This is a genomic window from Micromonospora sp. NPDC005367 (genome assembly GCF_040606825.1).
GTDB lineage: Bacteria > Actinomycetota > Actinomycetes > Mycobacteriales > Micromonosporaceae > Micromonospora.
In genome coordinates this window covers 78,694-99,824 of sequence record NZ_JBEXFP010000021.1, presented here as the reverse complement: position 1 = coordinate 99,824, position 21,131 = coordinate 78,694, and the positions used below count along the sequence as shown (strand labels likewise).

The following is a 21,131-nucleotide window of genomic DNA, read 5'->3' as shown; positions in this document are numbered from 1 at the left end:
ACCGTGCAGGTGTCGGCCTACCCGGACGCCTACGCCCAGTGGGAACAGCAGGCCGCCGACCTCGTCGCCCAGCACTGGAACAGCTGACAACCACACACGAGCTCGAACCGCCGGCCGGCCCCCCACCACGGGTGCCGGCCGGCGGCATACCCACACCCCGGCCGATGGCCAGACCGGGCAGATGTCCAGACCAGGCCGATGGCTACACTCCGGCCGACGGCCAGACCGGGGCGGGCATGTCCAAACCCTGCCGATGCCAGACCCGGCAGGGCCCAAGCCCGGGTCTGGGGCGAGCCGAGCACAGCGGCGCACCCACACAGGGCCGCGCCGGAACCCGGTGCCGTGCAGCCGCCCAGTGCGGCGCAGCGGCACCCGGGCCGAGTCGGGCCCCGGTCCGGCGGGCCCACCCACCCCCAGCTCAAGCCGAGCCGAGCGGTGCACAGGGGCGGAGCCCGGCCTGCCAGGCACCCGCCACAGCCCAAGCCGAGCCGAGCCGAGCTGAGCCGGAAACCCGTCACCAGCCAGGCGACCGCCGAGATCTGGTCCGTGGTGAGCACAGCCGCAGCAGCGACCGCGGTACGGCTGAACGGCCGGGCCTGCGACAGCAGCCCCGCGACCGGCAAGGCTCACAAGCCCGGAAGCCCACAGGCCCGGCGCGCGGCGCATGGCCAGTCTTCCCCGCTACATCGCGGCCTCGGGCGACCCCATCCGAGGCCCTGCGCGAGCGACTCGGCGTTATCGATGCGCGCCCACAAGTGTGGCGCGCACGGTCTGACGGCGACAGTGACCCCCTGGCTCGGCGCGCGCCTCGACACCCGCGCACCCATGCGGAACTCAGCCAGGGCTTCTCCCGATCGAGCAGCCCGGAGGCCACGACGTCTCCTGCCCGAGCGGCCGAAGCAGCGCATGCGTTGGCTCGCGGGGTTCCTCGTCGAGCCCTTGACCTGCCACTTTCGCAGCCGCTCAGCCGAGCAACGCGTTGAGCGCCATGTCGACATCGTCCGCGGTGGAGTAGAGATGGAACGAGGCGCGGACCCGGCCGGCCCGCACCGCGGCGCGTACGCCCGCCCGGGTGAGCTTCTCCTGCGCGTCCGGCACCTCGACGGTCACGATGGCGCTCTCCCCCGGCGGCCGGCCGAGCCCGGTGAGCAACCGGTTGGCGAGCGCGACGTTGTGCGTCCGGATCGCCGGCAGGCCGACGTCGAGCAGCAGGTCCAGCGCGGGCGCGAGACCGACCCAGCTGAACCAGGCCGGGGAGATGTCGAACCGGCGGGCGTCGTCGGCCAGCCGCAGCGGCGGCCCGTAGTAGGAGGCGTGCGGGTCGTCGCCCGCGTACCAGCCGGCGGCGTCGGGTCGCAGTCGCTCGCGCAGCGTCGGGGCCAGGTAGGCCAGCGCCGCGCCGCGCGGCCCCATCAGCCACTTGTACGCCGCGGCCACCACCACGTCGGCCCGGGTGCCGTCGAAGGGCAGCCACCCGGCCGCCTGGGTGGCGTCCACCACGACCAGCGCGCCGTGCGCCCGGGCCGCCGCCACGATCTCGTCGTACGCGGCGATCGTGCCGTCGGCGGACTGCACGAGGCTGAACGCGACCAGGTCGGTGCCGGCGTCGATCGCGTCGACCAGCCCCGCGAGGGGAACGGTGCGAACCCGCACGCCACGCTCGGCCTGCACGAGCCAGGGGAAGAGGTTCGAGGTGAACTCCACGTCCGGCACCACCACGGTGGCTCCCGAGGGCAGCGCCGCCGCCACCGGCGCGAGCAGTTGGGAGGCGCTGGCGCCGATAGCCACGTCCCGCGCCGGTACGCCCCCGATCAGCCGGGCGAAGCCGACGCGCGACCGGTCGACGGACTCGCCCCACCCCTCCCACGAGGTACGCCCCACCCGCCAGTCGGCGAGGGCTTCCTGCAACGCGATCCACGCCGAGTCGGGCGGCAACCCGTAGCTGGCGGTGTTGAGCCAGCCGGGCTCCGGCCGCCACAACTTCTGGGCGGTGTCGAGGTCCATGTCGCCGACACTAGCCGCGGGACCGGCTGAGGTGGACGGCCAATGCGCGGCCGGCGGCCCGCTCGAACGGCGGACCTCGTTCCGCGCACGACCGACCGCGCACGGCGCACGGCGCACGACCGACAGCGCACGGCGCACGACCGACAGCGCACGGCGCACGGCGCACGACCGACAGCGCACGGCGCACGACCGACCGCGCACGACCGACGGCGCACGGCGAAAGGTGCCGCGAGCTTGATACCTCAGAGGCATGTTCATGACTGTGAGGTATCGCCTCGTAGGCATATCGCCCTCAGGGGGTGCGACGGTGCGACCGACAGCGGGCGGTGGGCGGTGGGCGCGCGGTCAGGTGTTGGTGGTTCCGGCGGCCCGGATCGCGGCGGCGACGCCGTCGAAGATCAGGTCGAGACCGAGGTCGAAGTCGGCCTGTTCCGGGTCGTCGGGCGGCGGCTGCTCGAACAGGCCGGAGGTGAAGAGCGCGGCTACCTCCGGAAAGCGCTCGCCGTCGACGAGGCCGGCCAGCGCCCGGCCGTACTCCTGCTCCACCTGGGGCTGGTCGAGGCCGCTGTCCCGGCGCCCTTCGGCCAGGTCGACGCTGAGTTGGGCGGCGTTGCGCACGTATCCGGAGAGCAGGGTCAGGATGCCGACCTTCGTGCCCCAGTCCAGTTCGGTGTCGCGTAGCGCGCGCAGGCAGGCGTCCATCCAGCTGATCGCGTTCGGGCCGCTGGGTGGGCCGCTGGTTGGCAGGTGGGACAGCCAGGCGTGCCTGGCGTGCACGGCACGGAGGGCGTACGCCCAGGCGCGCAGGCCGGACCGCCAGTCGTCGGAGCGGGTCGGGAGGTCCGGGGCGGGGCCGGTGGCCTCGTCGCCCATCAGCACGAGCAACTCCTCCTTGGAGCCGACGTACCGGTAGAGCGACATCGAGGTGACGTCCAACTCCTTGGCGATCTTGGCCAGCGTGACGCCGGCGAGCCCGTCGCGGTCGGCCAGGGCCACGGCGGTCCGGACGACCCGGTCGATGTCCAACGCGGCCGGTCGGCCGAGGCGGGACTCCGTCGGCAGTCGCCACAGCCGGGCCAGCCCGACGGGAACCTCGTCGCCCATGGCCGGCAGCCACCTCCGCGTCCGCTTCCGATCTCAGTCTCCATCATCGCGCAGCGCCGGGCCGGAGCGACGGGTCGGCGCACTTTTGTTTACGTCATATAGTTTCGATCGTATGGTTAGTGCTTCCAGCGGGCGAGGGGGAGACGAATGACGGTCGACGTGCAGGCGCGCACCGGAGGGCGCGGGGCGCCGCCGGTCTCGGGCGGGAAACGGATCCTGGCGCCGGACCTGGCCCGCGGGGCCATGCTGCTGCTCATCGCGCTGGCCAACGCGACGGGGGTGTTCCTGGCCTCCACCCCGGGGGTGGACACCACGCCGCACGGGGCAGAGCGGCTCTGGAACGTCTTCCTGTTCCTCTTCGTGCACGCACGCGCCCTGCCGCTGTTCGCCCTGATGTTCGGCTACGGCCTCGTCCAGTTCGCCCGCCACCAGGACGAGGCCGGACACCCACCGGGGCGGGTCCGCACGCTGCTGCTGCGCCGAAATGCCTGGCTGTTCGCCTTCGGCCTGGCGCACGGCGTGCTGCTGTACTCCGGTGACGTGCTCGGCGCGTACGGACTGATCGGGATCGCGTTCACGGTGCTCCTGCTCCGGCGCGGCGACCGGGTTCACCGCCTCGCGCCCGCGTACCTGATCCTCGGCGCCGGCTACGTACTCACCCTCGCCGCGCTGGTGCTGCACGGCATGACGGCCGGAGCCGGCGGCGCGGCCGGTGTGCCGACGAGCGAGTTCCGGTCCGTGACGGAGACCGGCTATGCCGCGTCGCTGGCGGCCCGCGCGGGCGAATGGCCGGCCACCGTGCTCAGCATGCTCCCGATGATCCTGTTCATCTGGATCGGCGCCTGGGCGGCCCGGCGCCGGCTGCTCGACGAGCCGGCGAAGCACCGCCGCCTGCTGCGCCGCGGCGCCGCCATCGGGCTGACCGTCGCCGTCCTGGGCGGCCTGCCGATGGGCCTGCTCGCCGGTGGCTTCCTGCACGTCGACGCCGACACTGCCGGGTACGTGAAGATGCTGTACGAGACGGCCGGATTCTTCGGCGGCATCGGCTACGGCTGCCTCTTCGGCCTGCTCGCGCTCCGGGTGTCCACCCGGCCGGCGATCTCACGGCGGCAAGTGTTCGTCACCGCCCTCTCCGCGCTGGGCCGGCGCTCACTCAGCGGCTACCTGGTGCAGTCCGTCGCCTGGCTGGTGCTGGCGTCCCCGTACGCCCTCGCGCTCGGCGATCGGCTGGGCAGCCCCACGTTCGTCGCGGCCTGCGGTGCGCTGCTCGTCTGGCTGGGCACGCTGGTCGGCGCGTACCTGATGCACCAACGGGCCCGGCGCGGACCGGCCGAGGTCCTGCTCCGCCGACTGGCCTACGGCCGGCAGGGCGGCACAACGGCCTGAGGTCGCCGTGGGTGTGACCACTCCGCCAGCAGCCCTGGACCGCCGACCCCGGACCGCGGACCCCGGGCCGACCGGGTGAGATCACGCTGGAACGTGGAAGTAGTGGCCTCGCCACGACGGCGAGGCCACTACTTCCTGGATCCAGCACGATCATGGCCGCACGCGGGCGCAGGCGCGACGCGGGCGCGCATGAGCACCGACCCGCGGTCAGCTCACGTTGGCCGGGCCGAGGACGCTCTTCAGGTCCGCCATCAGGGCGGTCGTGGCCGCCACCCGGAACGGGCCGAGCCGTAGCGTGGTGGTCTTGCTGCCGTTGAGGAGCTTGACGTGCACCTCGGCGTCGCCGGGGTGCAGCACCAGCGTCTCCTTGAGCCGCTCGACCAGGGGCGGGGTGCACCGGGTCACCGGGATGGTGAGGGTGACGGGCTTGTTGGCCGCGCTGGCGCTGACGTCCGGCATCGACATGTCCATCGCCATGATGCGCGGCGTGTCGTCGCGCCGGTCCACCCGGCCCTTGACCACCACGATGGCGTCCTCGGCGATGTACTGACCGATCACCTCGTACGTGTTCGGGAAGAAGAGCGCCTCCACCCCACCCGCGAGGTCCTCCAGGGTGGCCGAGGCCCACGCCCGACCCTGCTTGGTGACCCGGCGCTGCACGCCGGAGAGGATCCCGGCGAGGGTGACGACCGCCCCGTCGGGCACCGCGCCCTCCTCGGCGAGCGCGGCGATCGTGGTGTCCGCCGCCGCGTTGAGGATGTGCTCCAGGCCGAACAGGGGGTGGTCGGAGACGTAGAGGCCGAGCATCTCCCGTTCGAAGGCGAGCTTGTCGCGCTTGTCCCACTCGCTCTCGCTGATGACGGGCATGACCGTGGCGCTGGCGGTCGTCTCCACGTCGCCGAAGCCCGCCCCGAACAGGTCGTACTGGCCGGTGGCCTCCTTGCGCTTGACGTCGGCGTACGCGTCGATGGCGTCCGCGTGCACCTGGAGCAGCCCCTTACGGCTGTGTCCCAGGGAGTCGAACGCGCCGGCCTTGATCAGCGATTCGATGGTCTTCTTGTTGCAGACCACCGCCTCGACCTTCGACAGGAAGTCGTAGAAGTCGGTGTACGCGCCCTTCTCGTCCCGGCACCGCATGATCGAGGCGACCACGTTCGCGCCGACGTTGCGTACCGCCGCCAGGCCGAAGCGGATGTCCTTGCCGACCGGGGTGAACGGTCCGGCGGAGGTGTTCACGTCGGGCGGCAGCACCTGGATCCGCATCCGGCGACACTCGGACAGATAGAGCGCCATCTTGTCCTTGTCGTCGCCGACGCTGGTCAGCAGCCCCGCCATGTACTCGGCCGGGTAGTGCGCCTTGAGGTACGCCGTCCAGTAGGAGACCAGGCCGTACGCGGCGGAGTGCGCCTTGTTGAACGCGTAGCCGGCGAACGGGACGAGCACGTCCCACACCGCCTGGATCGCCTCGTCGGAGTAGCCGCGCGCGCGGCAGCCGTCGCGGAACGGCACGAACTCCTTGTCGAGGATCTCCTTCTTCTTCTTACCCATCGCCCGGCGCAGCAGGTCGGCCTGGCCGAGGCTGTAGCCGGCGAGGATCTGCGCGGCGCGCTGCACCTGCTCCTGGTAGACGATGAGGCCGTAGGTGGGAGCGAGGATCTCCCGCAGCGGCTCCTCCAGCTCCGGGTGGATCGGGGTGACCTCCTGGAGGCCGTTCTTGCGCAGCGCGTAGTTGGTGTGCGAGTCGGCGCCCATCGGGCCGGGCCGGTAGAGCGCGATGACCGCCGAGATGTCCTCGAAGTTGTCCGGCTTCATCATCCGCAGCAGTGACCGCAGCGGCCCGCCGTCGAGCTGGAACACGCCCAGGGTGTCGCCCCGGGCCAGCAACTCATAGGCGATCTTGTCGTCCAGCGGCAGGGTCAGCAGGTCCAGCTTCTTGCCGTGGTTGAGCTCGATGTTCTTGACCGCGTCGTCGATGATCGTCAGGTTGCGCAGGCCGAGGAAGTCCATCTTCAACAACCCGAGCGACTCGCAGGTCGGGTAGTCGAACTGGGTGATGATCGCCCCGTCGGCGTCCCGGCGCATCAGCGGGATGTGATCGATGATCGGCTCGGCGGACATGATCACGCCGGCCGCGTGCACGCCGGTCTGCCGGATCAGCCCCTCGATGCCCTTCGCCGTGTCGATGACCTTCTTGACGTCCGGGTCGGACTCGTAGAGACCGCGGATCTCACCGGCCTCGGCGTACCGGGGGTGCTTCGGGTCGAAGATGCCGGTGAGCGGGATGTCCTTGCCCATCACCGCCGGGGGCATCGCCTTGGTGATCCGGTCGCCGACCGCGTACGGGAAGCCGAGCACCCGGGCCGAGTCCTTGATCGCGGCCTTCGCCTTGATGGTGCCGAAGGTGGCGATCTGCGCGACCTTGTCCTCGCCCCACTTGTCGGTGACGTACTTGATGACCTCACCGCGCCGGCGCTCGTCGAAGTCGATGTCGACATCCGGCATCGAGACGCGCTCGGGGTTGAGGAACCGCTCGAAGATCAGCCCGTGTGGGATCGGGTCCAGGTCGGTGATGCCCAGCGCGTACGCCACCAGCGAGCCGGCGGCCGAGCCTCGGCCGGGGCCGACCGCGATGCCCTGGTTCTTCGCCCACTGGATGAAGTCGGCGACCACGAGGAAGTACGACGGGAAGCCCATCTGGACGATGACGCCCAGCTCGTACTCGGCCTGCTTGACGTGCCCCTCGGGGATGCCGTTCGGGTAGCGGCGGTGCAGGCCGGCGAAGGTCTCCTTGCGGAACCAGGACTCCTCGGTCTCCCCGTCCGGCACGGGGAAGCGCGGCATCAGGTTGTGGAATTCGAACATGCCCGCCGGGTCGACCTTCTCGGCCACCAGCAGGGTGTTGCGGCAGCCCTCCAGCCAGAGCTCGGAGGAGTTGACCGCGCGCATCTGGTCGGCGGACTTGATGTAGTAGCCGCCGCCCTCGAGGCGGAACCGGTTGGGGTCGGCGATGTTGCTGGCGGTCTGCACGCACAGCAGTACGTCGTGCGCCTCGGCCTGGTCTTCGCGGGTGTAGTGCGAGTCGTTGGTGATCACCGGCGGGATGTCGAGCTTCCGGCCGAGTTCGATCAGCCCGTCGCGGACCCGCTTCTCGATGTCCAGGCCGTGGTCCATCAGCTCCAGGTAGTAGTTCTCCTTGCCGAAGATGTCCTGGTACGCCCCGGCGACCTTGAGCGCCTCGTCGAACTGCCCGAGCCGCAGCCGGGTCTGCACGGCGCCGGAGGGGCAGCCGGTGGTGGCCATGATCCCTTCGGCGTACTCGGCGATCAGCTCCATGTCCATCCGGGGCCACTTGATGTAGTGGCCCTCCATGGACGCGCGCGAGTTGAGCTTGAAGAGGTTGTGCAGCCCCGTCTTGTTCTGCGCCCACATGGTCATGTGGGTGATCGCGCCGTTACCGGAGACGTCGTCGCTCTTCTGCTCGGGGCGGCCCCACTTGACCCGCTGCTTGTGGAAGCGCGACTCCGGCGCGACGTACGCCTCGACGCCGAGGATCGGCTTCACCCCGGCGGCCATCGCCTGCTTGTAGAAGTCGTTGGCGCCGTGCATGTTGCCGTGGTCGGTCATCGCCACCGCGGGCATTTCCTGGCGGCTGACCTCGGCGAACAGGTCCTTGAGCCGGGCCGCTCCGTCGAGCATCGAGTACTCGGTGTGTACGTGCAGATGCGCGAACGAATCGCCCATGCGAGGCGCCCCCCAGCTGTGGATCTTGGCGGTCGGGAACCGACCGGGGACCACCCTACCGAGGTCAACTCCGCGGCTCCACCGTCCGCGCCGCCGCTCGTGGCACGCGTCTCGTCGCGCCGTGCGGGTCGGCATCGACAGCGGGTGAACGGCCACAGCATCGCCTGACGCACATCGTTGTCGGCCACACGACGATGTGCGGGTGGACATTAGTGTGTGCCACACAGTATCGTGTGACGCATGGGCAGTGACGAAGTGCTACGGACCCACCTCCAAGAGCTACGCCGGGGCACGGTCGTGGTGGCGAGCCTGATCGCCCTGCGCCACCCCGACTACGGCTACGCGCTGCTGCAACGGCTCACCGGGCACGGCTTCCCGGTGGACGCCAACACCCTCTACCCGCTGCTGCGCCGACTCGAGGAGCAGGGGCTGCTGACCAGCGAGTGGAACACCGAGGAGAGCCGACCGCGCAAGTTCTACCGCACCAGTGACGAAGGCGAGTCGGTGCTCCGCCGGCTGATCGACGACCTCGCCGCCGTACAGACCTCTCTCACCGGGCTGATCGAAGGAGTAGGACGATGACCTCCCTGACCGACCGCTACCTCGCCGCCACCCTGCGGGCGGTGCCGGCCGCCCGGCGCGAGGAGATCGCGACCGAGCTGCGCGGCTCCATCGAGGACATGATCGACGGCCGGCGCGCCGACGGTCGCGACGCCGAGGCCGCCGAGCGCGAGGTGCTCACCGAGCTGGGCAACCCGGCGCGGCTCGCGGCCCGCTACGCCGACCGGCGTCTCCAGCTCATCGGCCCGACCTACTACCTGGCCTGGGAGCGGCTGATGAAGCTGCTGCTCAGCTTCATCCCGGCGCTGGTCGGCGTCATCGTCGGCCTGGTGGAGGCGACCGACGGGAACGCGGATGACGCGATCGGCGCGGGGATCGGCACCGCGATCCAGACCGTGGTCCAGATCGGCTTCTGGGTCACCCTGGTCTTCGCGGTGCTGGAGCGCACCAACACCTCGCTCAACCTGCCGGCGTGGACCGTCGATCAGCTCCAGGAGGACTACGTCAATCGGCAGATCAAGCCGGTCGACACGGTCGCCGCCATCGGGTGGCTGGTGCTGGTCATCGCGTACCTGCCGCTCCAGCACTTCCACTCGTTCGTATCCGGCAACGGCGGCGGCAACCTGCCGATCCTCGACCCGGCACTGTGGAGTTTCTGGCTGCCCTTCCTGATGGCGGTGCTGGTCGCCACCATCGGCCTTGAGCTCGCCAAGTTCCGCGCCGGCCGCTGGACGTGGCCGCTGGTCGGGGTCAACGCCGCGCTGGACCTCGCGTTCGCCGTCCCGGTGATCTGGCTGATCTCGACCGACCGGCTGTTCAACCCGGACTTCGTGAACCGGTGGGAGTGGCTCTCCCGCGAGGAGAACCTGAACAACGTCGCCACGTTCGTCATCGTCGGCACGGTCCTGATCACCGCCTGGGACGTCATCGACAGTTCGATCAAGGCGTACCGCGGACGACACTGACGCGGCTCGGCACGTCGCGGCCCGGCCCTCACCGAGGTGCCGGGCCGCGGCGCGTCCAGCCCCGGTCGGGGGCGCGCCGGGTCCCGACGGTGGCCGCGGCGAGGACCGCCCAGACGGCGCGGCCGACGGCCGGCACCGCCCCAGGAAAACCGCCACGCGACGAAGGCCGCCGGGATGACATGCTTGGCCAGGTGACCACCCCCACCCCCGACGAGGGCTGGCGCCGGCCCGGCCCCACCCCGGAACAGCGGCGGCTCGACCTGTACGCGGGCCTCACCCTCACGGCGTTGGCGCTGTTCAGCCTCACGCTGACCCGCAGCACCGGGGCGTTCCTGCTGGGGCCGCCGCCCTCGATGCCGGAACAGCTCCTCTGGACCGTGGCGGTGCCGCTGCCACTGATCTGGCGGCGGCGCCACCCCGCCGGCGTGCTCGTCGTCGTCGCGGTCATGTTCATCGCCGCCCAGGCGCGTTCCGCCCCGGAGGCGCAGCTCTCCTCGTGGGCGCTCTTCGCCGCGATCTACTCGCTCGGCGCCTGGGGGCCGGACCGCGGGCTGTCCCGGCGGCTGCGGGTCGGCGTGATCGGCACCATGTTCGCCTGGCTCGGCCTCTACTACGCGGTCGCCGTCGGCAGCATTCCGCCCGACGCGTTCGCCCAGGCGGTCGGGCCGGTACCCCCGGTGCTCGCCGCCCTGGTGACCGGGGTCCTGGTCAACGGGCTCTACTTCGGCTTCGCGTACTTCTTCGGGGAGACCGCGTGGCTGGCCGCCCGCCGGCAGCACGAACTGGCCGAACAGGCCGAGGAACTTCGCCGCTCACAGGCCGAGGCGCGCGGGCGGGCCGTGATCGGTGAGCGGGTACGCATCGCCCGCGAACTGCACGACGTGGTCGCCCACCATGTGTCGGTGATGGGCGTGCAGGCAGCGGCCGCGCGCCGGGTCTTCGACCGGGACGCGACCAAGGCCCGGACCGCGCTGACCGCGATCGAGGAGACCGCCCGTACGGCCGTCGACGAGCTGCGCCGGATGCTCGGTGTGCTGCGCGCGAGCGAGGGCGCCCCGGAGCGCGTCGAGGCGCCCTCCGGTGTGGACCAGGTCGCCACGGTGGTGGAGCGGGCCCGCGACGCCGGGCTGCGGGCGACCTTCGCGGTGTACGGGGAGGCGGTGCCGCTGCCGGAGTCGGTGTCGCAGGCGATCCACCGGGTCGTCCAGGAGGCCGTCACCAACGTGCTCAAGCACGCCACCGGAGCCCGCGTGCTGGACGTGCGGCTACGGTACCTGGCCAAGGAGGTGGAGGTCGACGTGACCGACGACGGGCGGCCCGCCCGCCCCGCCAATCCGGACGGGCTGGGTCTGGTCGGCATGCGCGAGCGGGTCGGCACGCACGGCGGCGTGCTGGAGGCCGGCGGACGCGCCGGCGGCGGTTGGCGGGTACGCGCCCGCTTCCCGATCGCGGTGACCGTGGCGGAGCCGGTATGAGCAGCGGGACCGGTATGAGCGGGGTTTCCGGTATGAGTGGTGTCGCCGGCCTGCCCGGCGTGCAGCAGCCGATCCGGGTGCTGGTCGCCGACGACCAGCATCTGGTCCGGACCGGCTTCCGGGTCATCCTCGAGGTGGAGGACGACATCGAGGTCGTCGGCGAGGCGGCCGACGGCGAACGCGCGGTGAGCATGACCCGAGCGCTGCACCCGGACGTGGTGCTGATGGACGTGGAGATGCCCGGTGTGGACGGCTTGGAGGCGACCCGCCGGATCACCGCGCCGGGTGACGCGGACGGGCCGGCGGTGCTGATCCTCACCACGTTCGACCGGGACGACTACCTCTTCTCCGCGCTGCGCGCCGGGGCGAGCGGGTTCTTGCTCAAGAACGGCACCCCGGAGTCGCTGATCGAGGCGATCCGGGTGGTGGCCCGTGGCGACGGCCTGCTCGCTCCCGAGATCACCCGGCGGGTGATCGCCACCTTCACCCGGCCCGGCACCGCCGGGACGTCGGCGACCGGCGGCGCGGCGGGAGGCCCGCCGGGGCTGGACGAGCTCACCCCACGCGAGCGGGAGGTGCTGGATCTGGTCGCTCGGGGCGCCAGCAATGCGGAGATCGCCGCCCACCTGCACCTCGGCGAGGCGACGGTGAAGACGCACGTGAGCCGGGTGCTCGCGAAGCTCGGCCTGCGCGACCGCGTGCAGGCGGTGGTCTTCGCGTACGAGCACGGGGTGGTTCGCCCCGGCGCGTGACCGCCTCCGCCGTCAGGCGGACGCCGGGAATCCGCCCGCCGACGGACGGCGGCGGGCGGCCGCCGAACTAGCGTGACGGCTGTGACCAGTGTGCTTCGCCTCGACGGCGTCGACCGCAGCTTCGGCGACCGGCAGGCACTCAAGAACGTGTCCTTCGACGTGGTGGCCGGTCGGATGACCGGGTTCGTCGGCGGCAACGGCGCCGGCAAGACCACCACCATGCGGATCATCCTCGGGGTGCTCGCCGCCGACGCCGGCCGGGTGACCTGGCAGGGGGCCCCGCTGAGCCCGCAGGTACGGCGGCGCTTCGGCTACATGCCGGAGGAACGTGGCCTCTACCCCAAGATGAGCGTCCGGGAACAGGTCGTCTACCTGGGCCGCCTGCACGGCATGACCGCCGCCGCGGCCACGCGGGCCACGGCGGCGCTGCTGGAGCGGGTGGGCCTCGCCGAGCGCGGCGGCGACCTGCTGGAGACGCTCTCGCTCGGCAACCAGCAACGTGCGCAGATCGCCGCCGCGCTGGTGCACGACCCCGAGGTGCTGGTGCTCGACGAGCCGTTCTCCGGCCTCGACCCGCTGGCCGTCGACACGGTCGTCGGCGTGCTGCGGGAACGCGCCGCGGCCGGCGCGCCGGTGCTCTTCTCCAGTCACCAGCTCGACGTGGTCGAACGGCTCTGCGACGACCTCGTGATCATCGCGGACGGGGCGATCCGGGCGGCAGGTGACCGCGAGCAGCTGCGCAAGACGTACACCTCGCCCCGCTTCGAACTGGTCGTGGAGACCGACGCCGGCTGGCTGCGCGACCAGCCCGGCGTGACCCTGGTCGACCTGGACGGCGCCCGCGCCGTCTTCGACCTGACGGCCGGCGCCGACGAGCAGCCGGTGCTGCACGCGGCTTTGGCGCGCGGCCCGGTACGCGCATTCCGGCCGGTCAGCCCCTCCCTCACCGAGATCTTCCGAGAGGTCACCCAGTGAACACCGTGCAGTCTGAACCGCGCGGCGCGCGTGCGGCGCGCCCGACCGTGCCGGCCGCCGGACCGCAAGGGGAGGCTGAAAAGGCTTCGGTGACCACCGTGCAGGCCGCCCGCCTGGTGGCCGGACGCGAGATCCGGGTCAAGCTACGCGACAAGACGTTCCTGTTCAGCACCCTGTTCTTCCTGCTCATCGCCGCCGCGGCGACCATCCTGCCGCCATTGCTCTCCGGCGGGCCGTCCACGGTGGCCGTCGCCGAGCAGCAGGCCGGTCCGCTGCGCTCCGCCGGGCTGGAGGTGCGCACGGTGCCCGACGACCGCGCCGCCGAGCAGGCCGTCCGCGACGGAGACGTGGACGCGGCAGTCGTCGCCGGCCCGGCCGTGCTCGCCATGGACGAGGCCCCCGACGACGTGGTGGCCGCGCTCAGCACCCAACCGCAGGTGCGGCTGCTGGACCCCGACGCCCTGGATCCGGTGGCGGCCTTCCTGGTGCCGTTCGTCTTCGCGTTCATCTTCTACATCACGTCGCAGGTCTTCGGTGTGCAGATCGCGCAGAGCATCATCGAGGAGAAGCAGACCCGGATCGTGGAGATCCTGGCGGCCGCGGTGCCGGTCCGGGCGTTGCTGGCCGGCAAGATGATCGCCGGCACGGTGCTGGCGCTCGGGCAGATCGTGCTGGTCGCCCTCGTCGCGGTCGTCGGCATGGCCTTCGGAGACAGCGGGGGCCTGCTTCCGCTGCTGGGTCCCGCGATCGGCTGGTTCGTACCGTTCTTCGTCGTGGGTTTCGTGTTGGTGGCGGCCATGTGGGCGGCGGCCGGGGCACTGGTCAACCGTCTGGAGGACATCGGCGGAGTCTCCACGCCGGTGCAGTTCGCGGTGATGCTGCCGTTCTTCGCGGTGATCTTTCTGAACGACAACACGACCGCCATGCGGATCCTGTCCTACCTGCCGTTCTCCGCGCCGACAGCCATGCCGCTGCGGCTGTTCAACGGGGATGCCGCCGTCTGGGAACCGGTGGCCGCGCTGGTCCTGCTGCTGGTCACGGCCCTCGCGTTCCTGCTCGCCGGAGCCCGGGTGTACCAGGGCGCACTGCTGCGCACCAACGGTCGCACCTCGATCCGGACGGCCTGGCGGGCCCGGGAGAACGCGAGCTGACTCCGGTGGAGATCACCTGCGGGTTGCCGATGTGGTGGTGTGCGGGCCACCGGGTCGGCGACCCGGCGGCTCAGCGGGGGACGGTCTCCCACCCGGCGGGCAGGCGGGGCACCGGCCAGGACGCCTCGGGCGTCCACGCCGCCCACCCCTCGTCCCACCAGCGTCGCCCGGCGTCCAGCAGCGCGGCGATCCGGTCGCCCTCGGCGCGGATCGCCTCGGCCATTCCCAGGTAGCGCCCCTCGACGAGGCGCTGCGCGAACAACTCCACGTCCTTCCAGACGTACCGGTCGGCGTCCGCGCCCCACCACAGGTCCAGCTCGTGGTCGAGAGTGTCCACTCCAATGGGGGTACGCCGCAACGGGTCCTGGAGGTTGAAGTACCAGCCGGCGAAGGCGCGCTCCGGCCCCGACCAGAAGACGTCGACCGAGTGCGCCTCGCCGGGCCGCTGCAGCATCAACTTGCCGTGCCCGGTCCAGGCCCGATGGCCGGCAGTCTGCCACGGGTGCCGGCCGGCTGGGAACGTCCCCGACTCGGGGAACCCGAACTCAGCCCCGGGCGGCAGGTAGAGGGCGAGCAGTTCCGGTGTGTCCTCGACGCAGATCGTCGGGACGGCGAACCAGACCTCGCCGAGAAGCACTTCGCGCCGGACGACCAGGTCGCCCGGCGCGAATCGCTGCGCTGTCACGGCCGGCTCAGCCGACCGCCGCCATGATCTCGTCGCTCACGTCGAAGTTCGCGTAGACGTTCTGCACGTCGTCGCAGTCCTCCAGCACGTCGATCAGCTTGAAGATCTTGCGAGCGCCCTCCTCGTCGAGCGGGACGTTGACGCTCGGGATCAGCGAGGACTCGGCCGACTCGTACTCGATGCCGGCGTCCTGCAGGGCGGTGCGGACCGCGATCAGGTCGGTCGGCTCGGAGACCACCTCGAACGCCTCGTCAAGGTCGTTGACCTCCTCCGCGCCGGCGTCCAGGACGGCCATCATCACGTCGTCCTCGGTGGTCCCCGCCTTCGGGACGATCACGACGCCCTTGCGGGAGAACATGTAAGACACCGAGCCGGCGTCGGCGAACGAGCCGCCGTTGCGGGTCAGCGCGGTGCGCACCTCGGTGGCCGCGCGGTTGCGGTTGTCGGTCAGGCACTCGATCAGCAGCGCGACACCGTTCGGGCCGTAGCCCTCGTACATGATCGTCTGGTAGTCGGCGCCGCCGGCCTCCAGGCCGGAGCCGCGCTTCACCGCGCGGTCGATGTTGTCGTTGGGGACCGAGTTCTTCTTCGCCTTCTGGATGGCGTCGTAGAGGGTCGGGTTGCCGGCGGGGTCACCGCCGCCGGTCCGGGCCGCCACCTCGACGTTCTTGATCAGCTTGGCGAACATCTTGCCGCGCTTGGCGTCGATGACGGCCTTCTTGTGCTTGGTGGTCGCCCACTTTGAGTGGCCGGACATCTGCTACCTCCGTGTGTCGTTCCACGCCTGCGTCGACTGCCACGCCGATCAAGTGCCGCATTCGGCGATCCGGCGGCCGGTCGGCTCCCGCGGGAGACGCCACGCGGGCGGATGGCCCTGCCGAACGGCGGCAATCCTACCGAGCCCGGGCCCCACCATGTCACACCCGGTCATCACCGGCTGGCGGCGTTAGGCCGTCGGGGGCACGGAAAGCACAACATCCGGCGGCCGGGATCCATGCCCGGCGGGGAGGACGCGCCGTGACGTCCGGGGTCCACCCGGCTTCCGTGGTGATCGACTCGGGCTCCTTGAAATCGCGGTGTCCAGGCGCACGGGATACCCCGACATCATGGAACCCGAGTTGATCAGCCCCGAGGCCGGCGAGGCCGCCACCCGGAGATGCCGCCGGTCAGGCGGCGGCGCGCACCAGGTCGACGAAGTAGCGGTGCAGCCGCACGTCGCCGGTCAGCTCGGGGTGGAACGAGGTGGCCAGCAGGTTGCCCTGCCGTACCGCGACGACCCGCCCGGCCGACGGACCGTCGGTGACCTGACCGAGCACCTCCACGCCCTCGCCGACCCGCTCGACCCAGGGCGCCCGGATGAACACCGCGTGGAACGGTTCGCCCACGATGCCGGTGATCGTCACCGGCGCCTCGAACGAGTCGACCTGCCGGCCGAAGGCGTTGCGCCGGACGGTCATCGAGATGCCGTCGAACCCGCGCTGGTCGGGACGGCCGTCCAGCACCTCGGTGGCGAGCATGATCATCCCGGCGCAGGAACCGTAGACGGGCATCCCACCGGCGATCCGCTTGTCGATCGGCTCGCGCAGCTCGAACACGTCGGCCAGCCGGCTCATCGTGGTCGACTCCCCGCCCGGGATGACCAGACCGTCGACTGCGTCCAACTCCTGCGTACGACGTACCGGTACGGCCTGTGCGCCCGCCGCGGCCAACGCCGCCACGTGTTCGCGTACGTCGCCCTGAAGGGCGAGCACACCGATGACGGGTGTCCCGCTCATCGCACCGCTCCTTCCGAAGTCCGTGTGCGGAAGACCCCCCGCACAGGCGAGGGGTCTCCTCCTGCCGTCACCAGCCGCGCTCGGCCAGGCGGTGCGGCTGCGGGATCTCGTCGACGTTGATGCCGACCATCGCCTCGCCGAGGCCTCGGGAGACCTTGGCCAGCACGTCGGGGTCGTCGTGGAAGGTCGTCGCCTTGACGATCGCGGCGGCCCGCTGGGCCGGGTTGCCGGACTTGAAGATGCCCGAGCCGACGAAGACACCCTCGGCGCCCAACTGCATCATCATCGCGGCGTCGGCCGGGGTGGCGATCCCGCCGGCGGTGAAGAGCACCACCGGCAGCTTCCCGGTCTCGGCGACCTCCTTGACCAGCTCGTACGGCGCCTGGAGCTCCTTGGTCGCCACGTACAGCTCGTCGGCGGGCAGCGAGCTCAGCCGACGGATCTCCTGGCGGATCTTCCGCATGTGGGTCGTCGCGTTGGAGACGTCACCGGTGCCCGCCTCGCCCTTGGAGCGGATCATCGCCGCGCCCTCGGTGATCCGGCGCAGCGCCTCACCCAGGTTGGTCGCGCCGCACACGAAGGGGACGGTGAAGGACCACTTGTCGATGTGGTTGGTGTAGTCGGCCGGGGTCAGCACCTCGGACTCGTCGACGTAGTCGACGCCGAGCGCCTGGAGGATCTGCGCCTCCACGAAGTGACCGATGCGGGCCTTGGCCATGACCGGGATCGAGACGGCGTTGATGATCCCCTCGATCATGTCGGGATCGCTCATGCGGGCCACGCCGCCCTGGGCGCGGATGTCCGCGGGCACCCGCTCGAGCGCCATCACCGCGACGGCTCCCGCGTCCTCGGCGATCTTGGCCTGTTCGGCGTCGACCACGTCCATGATCACGCCGCCCTTGAGCATCTCGGCCATGCCACGCTTGACGCGGGCGGTGCCGACGACGGGGCTGCCGCTGGTGTTCGGGGCGGTGGTTTCAGGCACGAGTTATCGCTCCTCGGACGGGCTCGGGGGGTGACAGCGGAAAGGCTACGCCGAGCACAACGCCGCTCCGACAGCCAATCAGACCCCTGGTGGCCTGCACTGTGGCAGCCATCACCGGCGGATGTTCGGGGTGAACGTCCGTTCGTGCGGGGTGGGTCCGGCGGCTCAGCCGGTGGGGACGTCCGCCGGAACGGTCAGCGTCGGGTCGTCGATGTCGAAGTACCGGGGCCACTCCCGGCCGCGTCCCATCCGCAACAGGCGCACCAAGGTGCGCCCACGCACCGCCCGTGCATCGCGCACCAGATCGGTGTGCACCTGCCGCGCCAGCGCCAGGCGTCGGCTGGCGGCGACCACCGCCTCACAGTCCGGGTCGCTCGGGTCGAGCTGCACCAGGCGCAGCTGGCGGGTCAGGTCGTTCTCGGCGGCCTCCCGCTCCTCCGGGTGCGCGTCGAGCGCGATGCGCGCGGCCGCGTACAGCTCGACGCCGTACCGCCGCTCGGCCAGCACGGCGGCGGCCGCCGCCCGGCGCAACAGGTGGGCATCGAGGGCCCGGGCCGCCAGCTGTGCCCGGGCGTGCAGCCGTTCGACCCGGCCGGCGGTCCAGACGAGGTACGTCGAGACGAGCCCGACGACCACGATCGCGCCCACCGCCCACCACATGCCCGGCATCGTAGTGCTGCTCCGTTCCCGTCCCGCCGGGCCCGGCCGGCCACGGCGATCCACTCCCCCGGATCCGGCCGCCCCGGCGATCCGGTCAGCGCCACGCCCGGGTGTCCCGGACCCGCCCTCACCTGCGCGACCTCACCCCGGCACCCGCCGGCCGGCAGCCCGCACCCGGCCGCGCCCGCTCGGCGGGCGACGGCTCAACCCAGTCCCACCCACTCCTCGTCGATGACCCGACCGTCGGTGGCCTCGATCGCCGCCGCGTACACCTCGAGCACCCGCCGGGCCACCACCGGCCAGTCGTAGTTCGCCACCACCTGGTCGCCGCAGGCGGTCAGCGCGGCCCGCGCCGCCCCGTCGTCCAGCAGGTCGACGAGCGCGTCGCGCAGCGCCACCGGGTCGCCGGTGTGGAAGAGCCGGCCCGCACGGCCGCCGTCGAGCACCCGGCGGAACGCGTCGAGGTCGCTGGCGACCACCGTGGTGCCGGCGGCCAGCGCTTCCGTGAGGATCATGCCGAACGACTCGCCGCCGGTGTTCGGCGCCACGTAGAGGTGCGCGCCGCGCAGCATGCGCGCCTTCTCCTCCTCCGACACCAGGCCCAGGAAGGTCACCCGGTCGCGCAGCGCCGCGGGGAACTGGCCGAACAGCTCGTCCCGATCGCCGGGACCGGCGACCAGCAGCCGCAGCCCGGGGCGGTTCGGGGCGAGGTCGACGAAGGCGTCACGCAACACGGCGAAGCCCTTGCGCGGCTCGGTGAACCGGCCCAGGAAGCCGAGCGTCCCGCCGGTGCCCGGCGCGCACTCCCCCGGCCACCCGGGCAGCGGGTCGGCGTGGGCGAACTTGGCGACCGCCACGCCGTTCGGGATCTCCACCGCGCCGCCGTCCATGTGCTCGACCTGCACCTTGCGGGCCAGCGCGCTGACCGCGATCCGGGCGGTGATGCGCTCCAGCACGATCTGGAGGACTCCCTGCGCGGCGGCCAGCGCCCGGGACCGGGTGATCGCCGTGTGGAAGGTGGCCACCACCGGACCCCGGGCCGACAGGACCGCGAGCAGCGACAGGCTCAACGTCAGCGGTTCGTGGACGTGCAGCACGTCGAAGTCGCCACGGGTGATCCAGCGCCGTACCCGGGCGGTGGACACCGGGCCGAACGCGATCCGGGCCACCGAACCGTTGTACGGCAGGGGAACCGCCCGGCCGGCCGGCACGACGTACGACGGCAGCGGCGAGTCCTCGTCGGCCGGGGCGAGCACGCTGACCTCGTGGCCGAGGGCGATCAGCGCCTCGGCGAGGTCCATGACGTGGTTCTGCACCCCACCCGGGATGTCGAAGGAGTACGGGCACACGATGCCGATCCGCAACGTCATCGCCCGCTGTCCGGGCCTACCGCGCTCCGCTGGTCGAGCCACATGCGTTGCAGCATGTGCCAGTCCTCCGGATGGCGGGCGATGCCCACGGCGAACTCGTCGGCGACGCGCTGGGTGAGCGTCCGGACCCGCTGGTCGAGCGGGCCGTCCTCGGCACCGGGCACGGCGATCGGGCCCACGAGCGCCGCGTGCGCCCGATCGGGCTCGTACCAGAGGGAGGCCACGTAGAGCGGCGCCCCGGTGCGCAGGGCCAGCAGGGCCGGCCCGGCGGGCATGCGGGTACGGGCGCCGAAGAAGTCGACCTCCACCCCGCGCGCGGAGAGGTCCCGGTCGGCCAGCAGCGGCACCACCGCGCCGGCGTGCAGCCGGTCGACCAGCACGTCGAACGCGGGACGCTCGCCGCCGCGGTTGGGCAGGATCTCCATGCCCAGGCCCCTGCGGAAGGCCAGGAACCGCCCGTAGACGCCGTCCGACTCGAGTCGCTCGGCGACGGTGGTGATCGGCCAGCCGTTGGCGGCGACCCAGGCGCCCGCGGCGTCCCAGTTGCCGGCGTGCGGCAGCGCGATCACCGCACCGGTGCCGGCCGCCACGGCCGCCGCGAGTTCCTCCGCACCGTCCAGCTGGAAGGTGGCCAGGACCTGCTCGCGGCTCAGCGACGGCAGCCGGAACGCCTCCATCCAGTAGCGGGCGTACGAACGCATGCCCCGCTTGACCAGGTCGTCGAGCTCGGCCTCGGGCAGCTCCGGCCCGACCACCCGGCGCAGGTTGGCCCGCAGTCGGGTCGTACCCGCGCCGCCCTTTCGGGACGCGCGGTCCGCGCCGGCCCGGAACGCCGCAGCCACGACGGGCCGCGGCAACGCGCGAACGACCCGCCAGCCCGCGACGTACCCGAGCTCGGTGAGATTCACCCGTTCGCACCCGGTGCGGGAAGCTGCCGGGCCTGCCGGTACACGTGCCGCATGCGCTGCCCCACGGTAAAGATCGACACGGCGGCGAGCAGCCAGAGCGCGATCTGCAACGCCATCGGCACGCCGAGGCCGGTGAGCAGGCCGCCGACCCCGACGATCAGCAGCCGCTCGGTGCGCTCGGCGATGCCCACGTTGCTGGTCATGCCGAGTCCCTCGGCTCGGGCCTTGACGTACGAGACGATGCTGCCGGCCGCCAGGCAGAGCAACGCCGCCGCCACGCCGGCGTGGTCGCCCTCGGTGGCCAGCCAGTACGCGACCGCGCCGAAGACGGCGCTGTCGGCGATCCGGTCCATGCTCGAATCGAGGAAGGCGCCGAACCGGGTCGAGCCGCCGCTCATCCGGGCCATCGTGCCGTCGAGGAGGTCGGTGAGCGCGAAGACCGTGACGATCAGCGCGCCGGCGACCAGGTCACCGCGGGCGCCGAAGCCGAGCGCGCCGACCAGCACGCCGACGGTGCCGGTCACGGTGACCGCATTGGGGGTGACGCCCGCTCGAAGCAGGCCGCGTGCGAGCGGCTCGACGACGCGGGTCATCCCCGCGCGGGCCGACACTTGGAAGATCTTCGCCATGGCGG

Annotated in this window: 18 protein-coding genes; 7 read left to right on the top strand and 11 right to left on the bottom strand. The window is 71.8% G+C overall.

Annotation, left to right across the window (positions count from 1 at the left end):
* Positions 1-963: 963 nt before the first annotated feature.
* Positions 964-2,004, bottom strand: coding sequence for an aminotransferase class V-fold PLP-dependent enzyme (locus ABZS42_RS17235; protein ID WP_355146269.1), 1,041 nt, complete (start codon positions 2,002-2,004; stop codon positions 964-966).
* A gap of 345 nt (positions 2,005-2,349) precedes the next feature.
* On the bottom strand, positions 2,350-3,108 hold the full coding sequence (locus ABZS42_RS17230) for a TetR/AcrR family transcriptional regulator (protein WP_355146267.1): 759 nt from the start codon (positions 3,106-3,108) through the stop codon (positions 2,350-2,352).
* A 147-nt stretch (positions 3,109-3,255) separates the two neighbouring features.
* Between ABZS42_RS17230 and ABZS42_RS17225 the strand changes: the two genes are divergently transcribed.
* On the top strand, positions 3,256-4,494 hold the full coding sequence (locus ABZS42_RS17225) for a DUF418 domain-containing protein (RefSeq protein ID WP_355146265.1): 1,239 nt from the start codon (positions 3,256-3,258) through the stop codon (positions 4,492-4,494).
* A gap of 207 nt (positions 4,495-4,701) precedes the next feature.
* Here ABZS42_RS17225 and dnaE read toward each other — a convergent pair whose 3' ends face one another.
* Positions 4,702-8,235, bottom strand: coding sequence for a DNA polymerase III subunit alpha (gene dnaE, locus ABZS42_RS17220; protein ID WP_355146263.1), 3,534 nt, complete (start codon positions 8,233-8,235; stop codon positions 4,702-4,704).
* Positions 8,236-8,475: 240 nt separating this feature from the next.
* Here dnaE and ABZS42_RS17215 point away from each other — a divergent pair, with 240 nt between their 5' ends.
* The 6 genes from ABZS42_RS17215 (at position 8,476) to ABZS42_RS17190 (ending at position 14,114) form a co-directional block, all read left to right on the top strand.
* Positions 8,476-8,817 carry a PadR family transcriptional regulator gene (locus tag ABZS42_RS17215; protein WP_355146261.1) on the top strand — a complete coding sequence of 114 codons (342 nt, stop codon included), beginning with the start codon at positions 8,476-8,478 and terminating at the stop codon, positions 8,815-8,817.
* On the top strand, positions 8,814-9,761 hold the full coding sequence (locus ABZS42_RS17210; protein WP_355146259.1) for a permease prefix domain 1-containing protein: 948 nt from the start codon (positions 8,814-8,816) through the stop codon (positions 9,759-9,761). The genes ABZS42_RS17215 and ABZS42_RS17210 overlap by 4 nt, the downstream gene beginning before the upstream one ends.
* A 191-nt stretch (positions 9,762-9,952) precedes the next feature.
* Entirely contained in the window at positions 9,953-11,236 is a 1,284-nt protein-coding gene (locus tag ABZS42_RS17205; RefSeq protein WP_355146257.1) for a sensor histidine kinase, read from the top strand.
* Between the two features lie 32 nt (positions 11,237-11,268).
* Positions 11,269-11,988 carry a response regulator transcription factor gene (locus ABZS42_RS17200; RefSeq protein ID WP_355146285.1) on the top strand — a complete coding sequence of 240 codons (720 nt, stop codon included), beginning with the start codon at positions 11,269-11,271 and terminating at the stop codon, positions 11,986-11,988.
* An 81-nt stretch (positions 11,989-12,069) separates the two neighbouring features.
* Positions 12,070-12,963, top strand: a complete 894-nt coding sequence (locus tag ABZS42_RS17195; RefSeq protein ID WP_355146255.1) for an ATP-binding cassette domain-containing protein — start codon at positions 12,070-12,072, stop codon at positions 12,961-12,963.
* An 89-nt stretch (positions 12,964-13,052) separates the two neighbouring features.
* Positions 13,053-14,114 (top strand): ABC transporter permease, encoded by a 1,062-nt coding sequence (locus tag ABZS42_RS17190; protein ID WP_355146253.1) that lies wholly within the window; start codon positions 13,053-13,055, stop codon positions 14,112-14,114.
* A gap of 70 nt (positions 14,115-14,184) precedes the next feature.
* On the opposite strand, the gene ABZS42_RS17185 is transcribed toward ABZS42_RS17190, so the two are convergent.
* The 8 genes from ABZS42_RS17185 to pgsA form a co-directional block, all read right to left on the bottom strand.
* Complete coding sequence (locus ABZS42_RS17185; protein ID WP_355146251.1) at positions 14,185-14,799, bottom strand: DUF402 domain-containing protein; 615 nt, start codon at positions 14,797-14,799, stop codon at positions 14,185-14,187.
* Positions 14,800-14,806: 7 nt separating this feature from the next.
* Positions 14,807-15,556: a YebC/PmpR family DNA-binding transcriptional regulator gene (locus ABZS42_RS17180; RefSeq protein WP_355146249.1), complete on the bottom strand. Its 750-nt coding sequence runs from the start codon at positions 15,554-15,556 to the stop codon at positions 14,807-14,809.
* Positions 15,557-15,965: 409 nt separating this feature from the next.
* Complete coding sequence (gene pdxT / locus ABZS42_RS17175) at positions 15,966-16,574, bottom strand: pyridoxal 5'-phosphate synthase glutaminase subunit PdxT (protein ID WP_355146247.1); 609 nt, start codon at positions 16,572-16,574, stop codon at positions 15,966-15,968.
* A gap of 67 nt (positions 16,575-16,641) precedes the next feature.
* Positions 16,642-17,559: a pyridoxal 5'-phosphate synthase lyase subunit PdxS gene (pdxS, locus tag ABZS42_RS17170; protein ID WP_355146245.1), complete on the bottom strand. Its 918-nt coding sequence runs from the start codon at positions 17,557-17,559 to the stop codon at positions 16,642-16,644.
* Positions 17,560-17,724: 165 nt separating this feature from the next.
* Positions 17,725-18,228 carry a hypothetical protein gene (locus tag ABZS42_RS17165; RefSeq protein ID WP_355146243.1) on the bottom strand — a complete coding sequence of 168 codons (504 nt, stop codon included), beginning with the start codon at positions 18,226-18,228 and terminating at the stop codon, positions 17,725-17,727.
* A 194-nt stretch (positions 18,229-18,422) separates the two neighbouring features.
* Positions 18,423-19,583, bottom strand: a complete 1,161-nt coding sequence (locus tag ABZS42_RS17160; protein ID WP_355146283.1) for a glycosyltransferase family 4 protein — start codon at positions 19,581-19,583, stop codon at positions 18,423-18,425.
* 2 nt (positions 19,584-19,585) lie between these two features.
* On the bottom strand, positions 19,586-20,497 hold the full coding sequence (locus ABZS42_RS17155) for a phosphatidylinositol mannoside acyltransferase (protein WP_355146241.1): 912 nt from the start codon (positions 20,495-20,497) through the stop codon (positions 19,586-19,588).
* Complete coding sequence (gene pgsA / locus ABZS42_RS17150; protein ID WP_076470235.1) at positions 20,494-21,126, bottom strand: phosphatidylinositol phosphate synthase; 633 nt, start codon at positions 21,124-21,126, stop codon at positions 20,494-20,496. Before pgsA ends, ABZS42_RS17155 begins: the two co-directional genes overlap by 4 nt.
* Positions 21,127-21,131 lie beyond the last annotated feature (5 nt).

Bases quoted from the DNA above. Each gene is read 5' to 3' on its own strand.
- ABZS42_RS17215 (WP_355146261.1), top strand. From the start codon at position 8,476: ATGGGCAGTGACGAAGTGCTACGGACCCACCTCCAAGAGCTACGCCGG.
- ABZS42_RS17165 (WP_355146243.1), bottom strand. From the start codon at position 18,228: ATGCCGGGCATGTGGTGGGCGGTGGGCGCGATCGTGGTCGTCGGGCTC.
- pgsA (WP_076470235.1), bottom strand. From the start codon at position 21,126: ATGGCGAAGATCTTCCAAGTGTCGGCCCGCGCGGGGATGACCCGCGTC.
- ABZS42_RS17230 (WP_355146267.1), bottom strand. From the start codon at position 3,108: ATGGGCGACGAGGTTCCCGTCGGGCTGGCCCGGCTGTGGCGACTGCCG.
- ABZS42_RS17225 (WP_355146265.1), top strand. From the start codon at position 3,256: ATGACGGTCGACGTGCAGGCGCGCACCGGAGGGCGCGGGGCGCCGCCG.
- ABZS42_RS17235 (WP_355146269.1), bottom strand. From the start codon at position 2,004: ATGGACCTCGACACCGCCCAGAAGTTGTGGCGGCCGGAGCCCGGCTGG.
- ABZS42_RS17210 (WP_355146259.1), top strand. From the start codon at position 8,814: ATGACCTCCCTGACCGACCGCTACCTCGCCGCCACCCTGCGGGCGGTG.
- dnaE (WP_355146263.1), bottom strand. From the start codon at position 8,235: ATGGGCGATTCGTTCGCGCATCTGCACGTACACACCGAGTACTCGATG.
- ABZS42_RS17180 (WP_355146249.1), bottom strand. From the start codon at position 15,556: ATGTCCGGCCACTCAAAGTGGGCGACCACCAAGCACAAGAAGGCCGTC.
- ABZS42_RS17200 (WP_355146285.1), top strand. From the start codon at position 11,269: ATGAGTGGTGTCGCCGGCCTGCCCGGCGTGCAGCAGCCGATCCGGGTG.
- pdxT (WP_355146247.1), bottom strand. From the start codon at position 16,574: ATGAGCGGGACACCCGTCATCGGTGTGCTCGCCCTTCAGGGCGACGTA.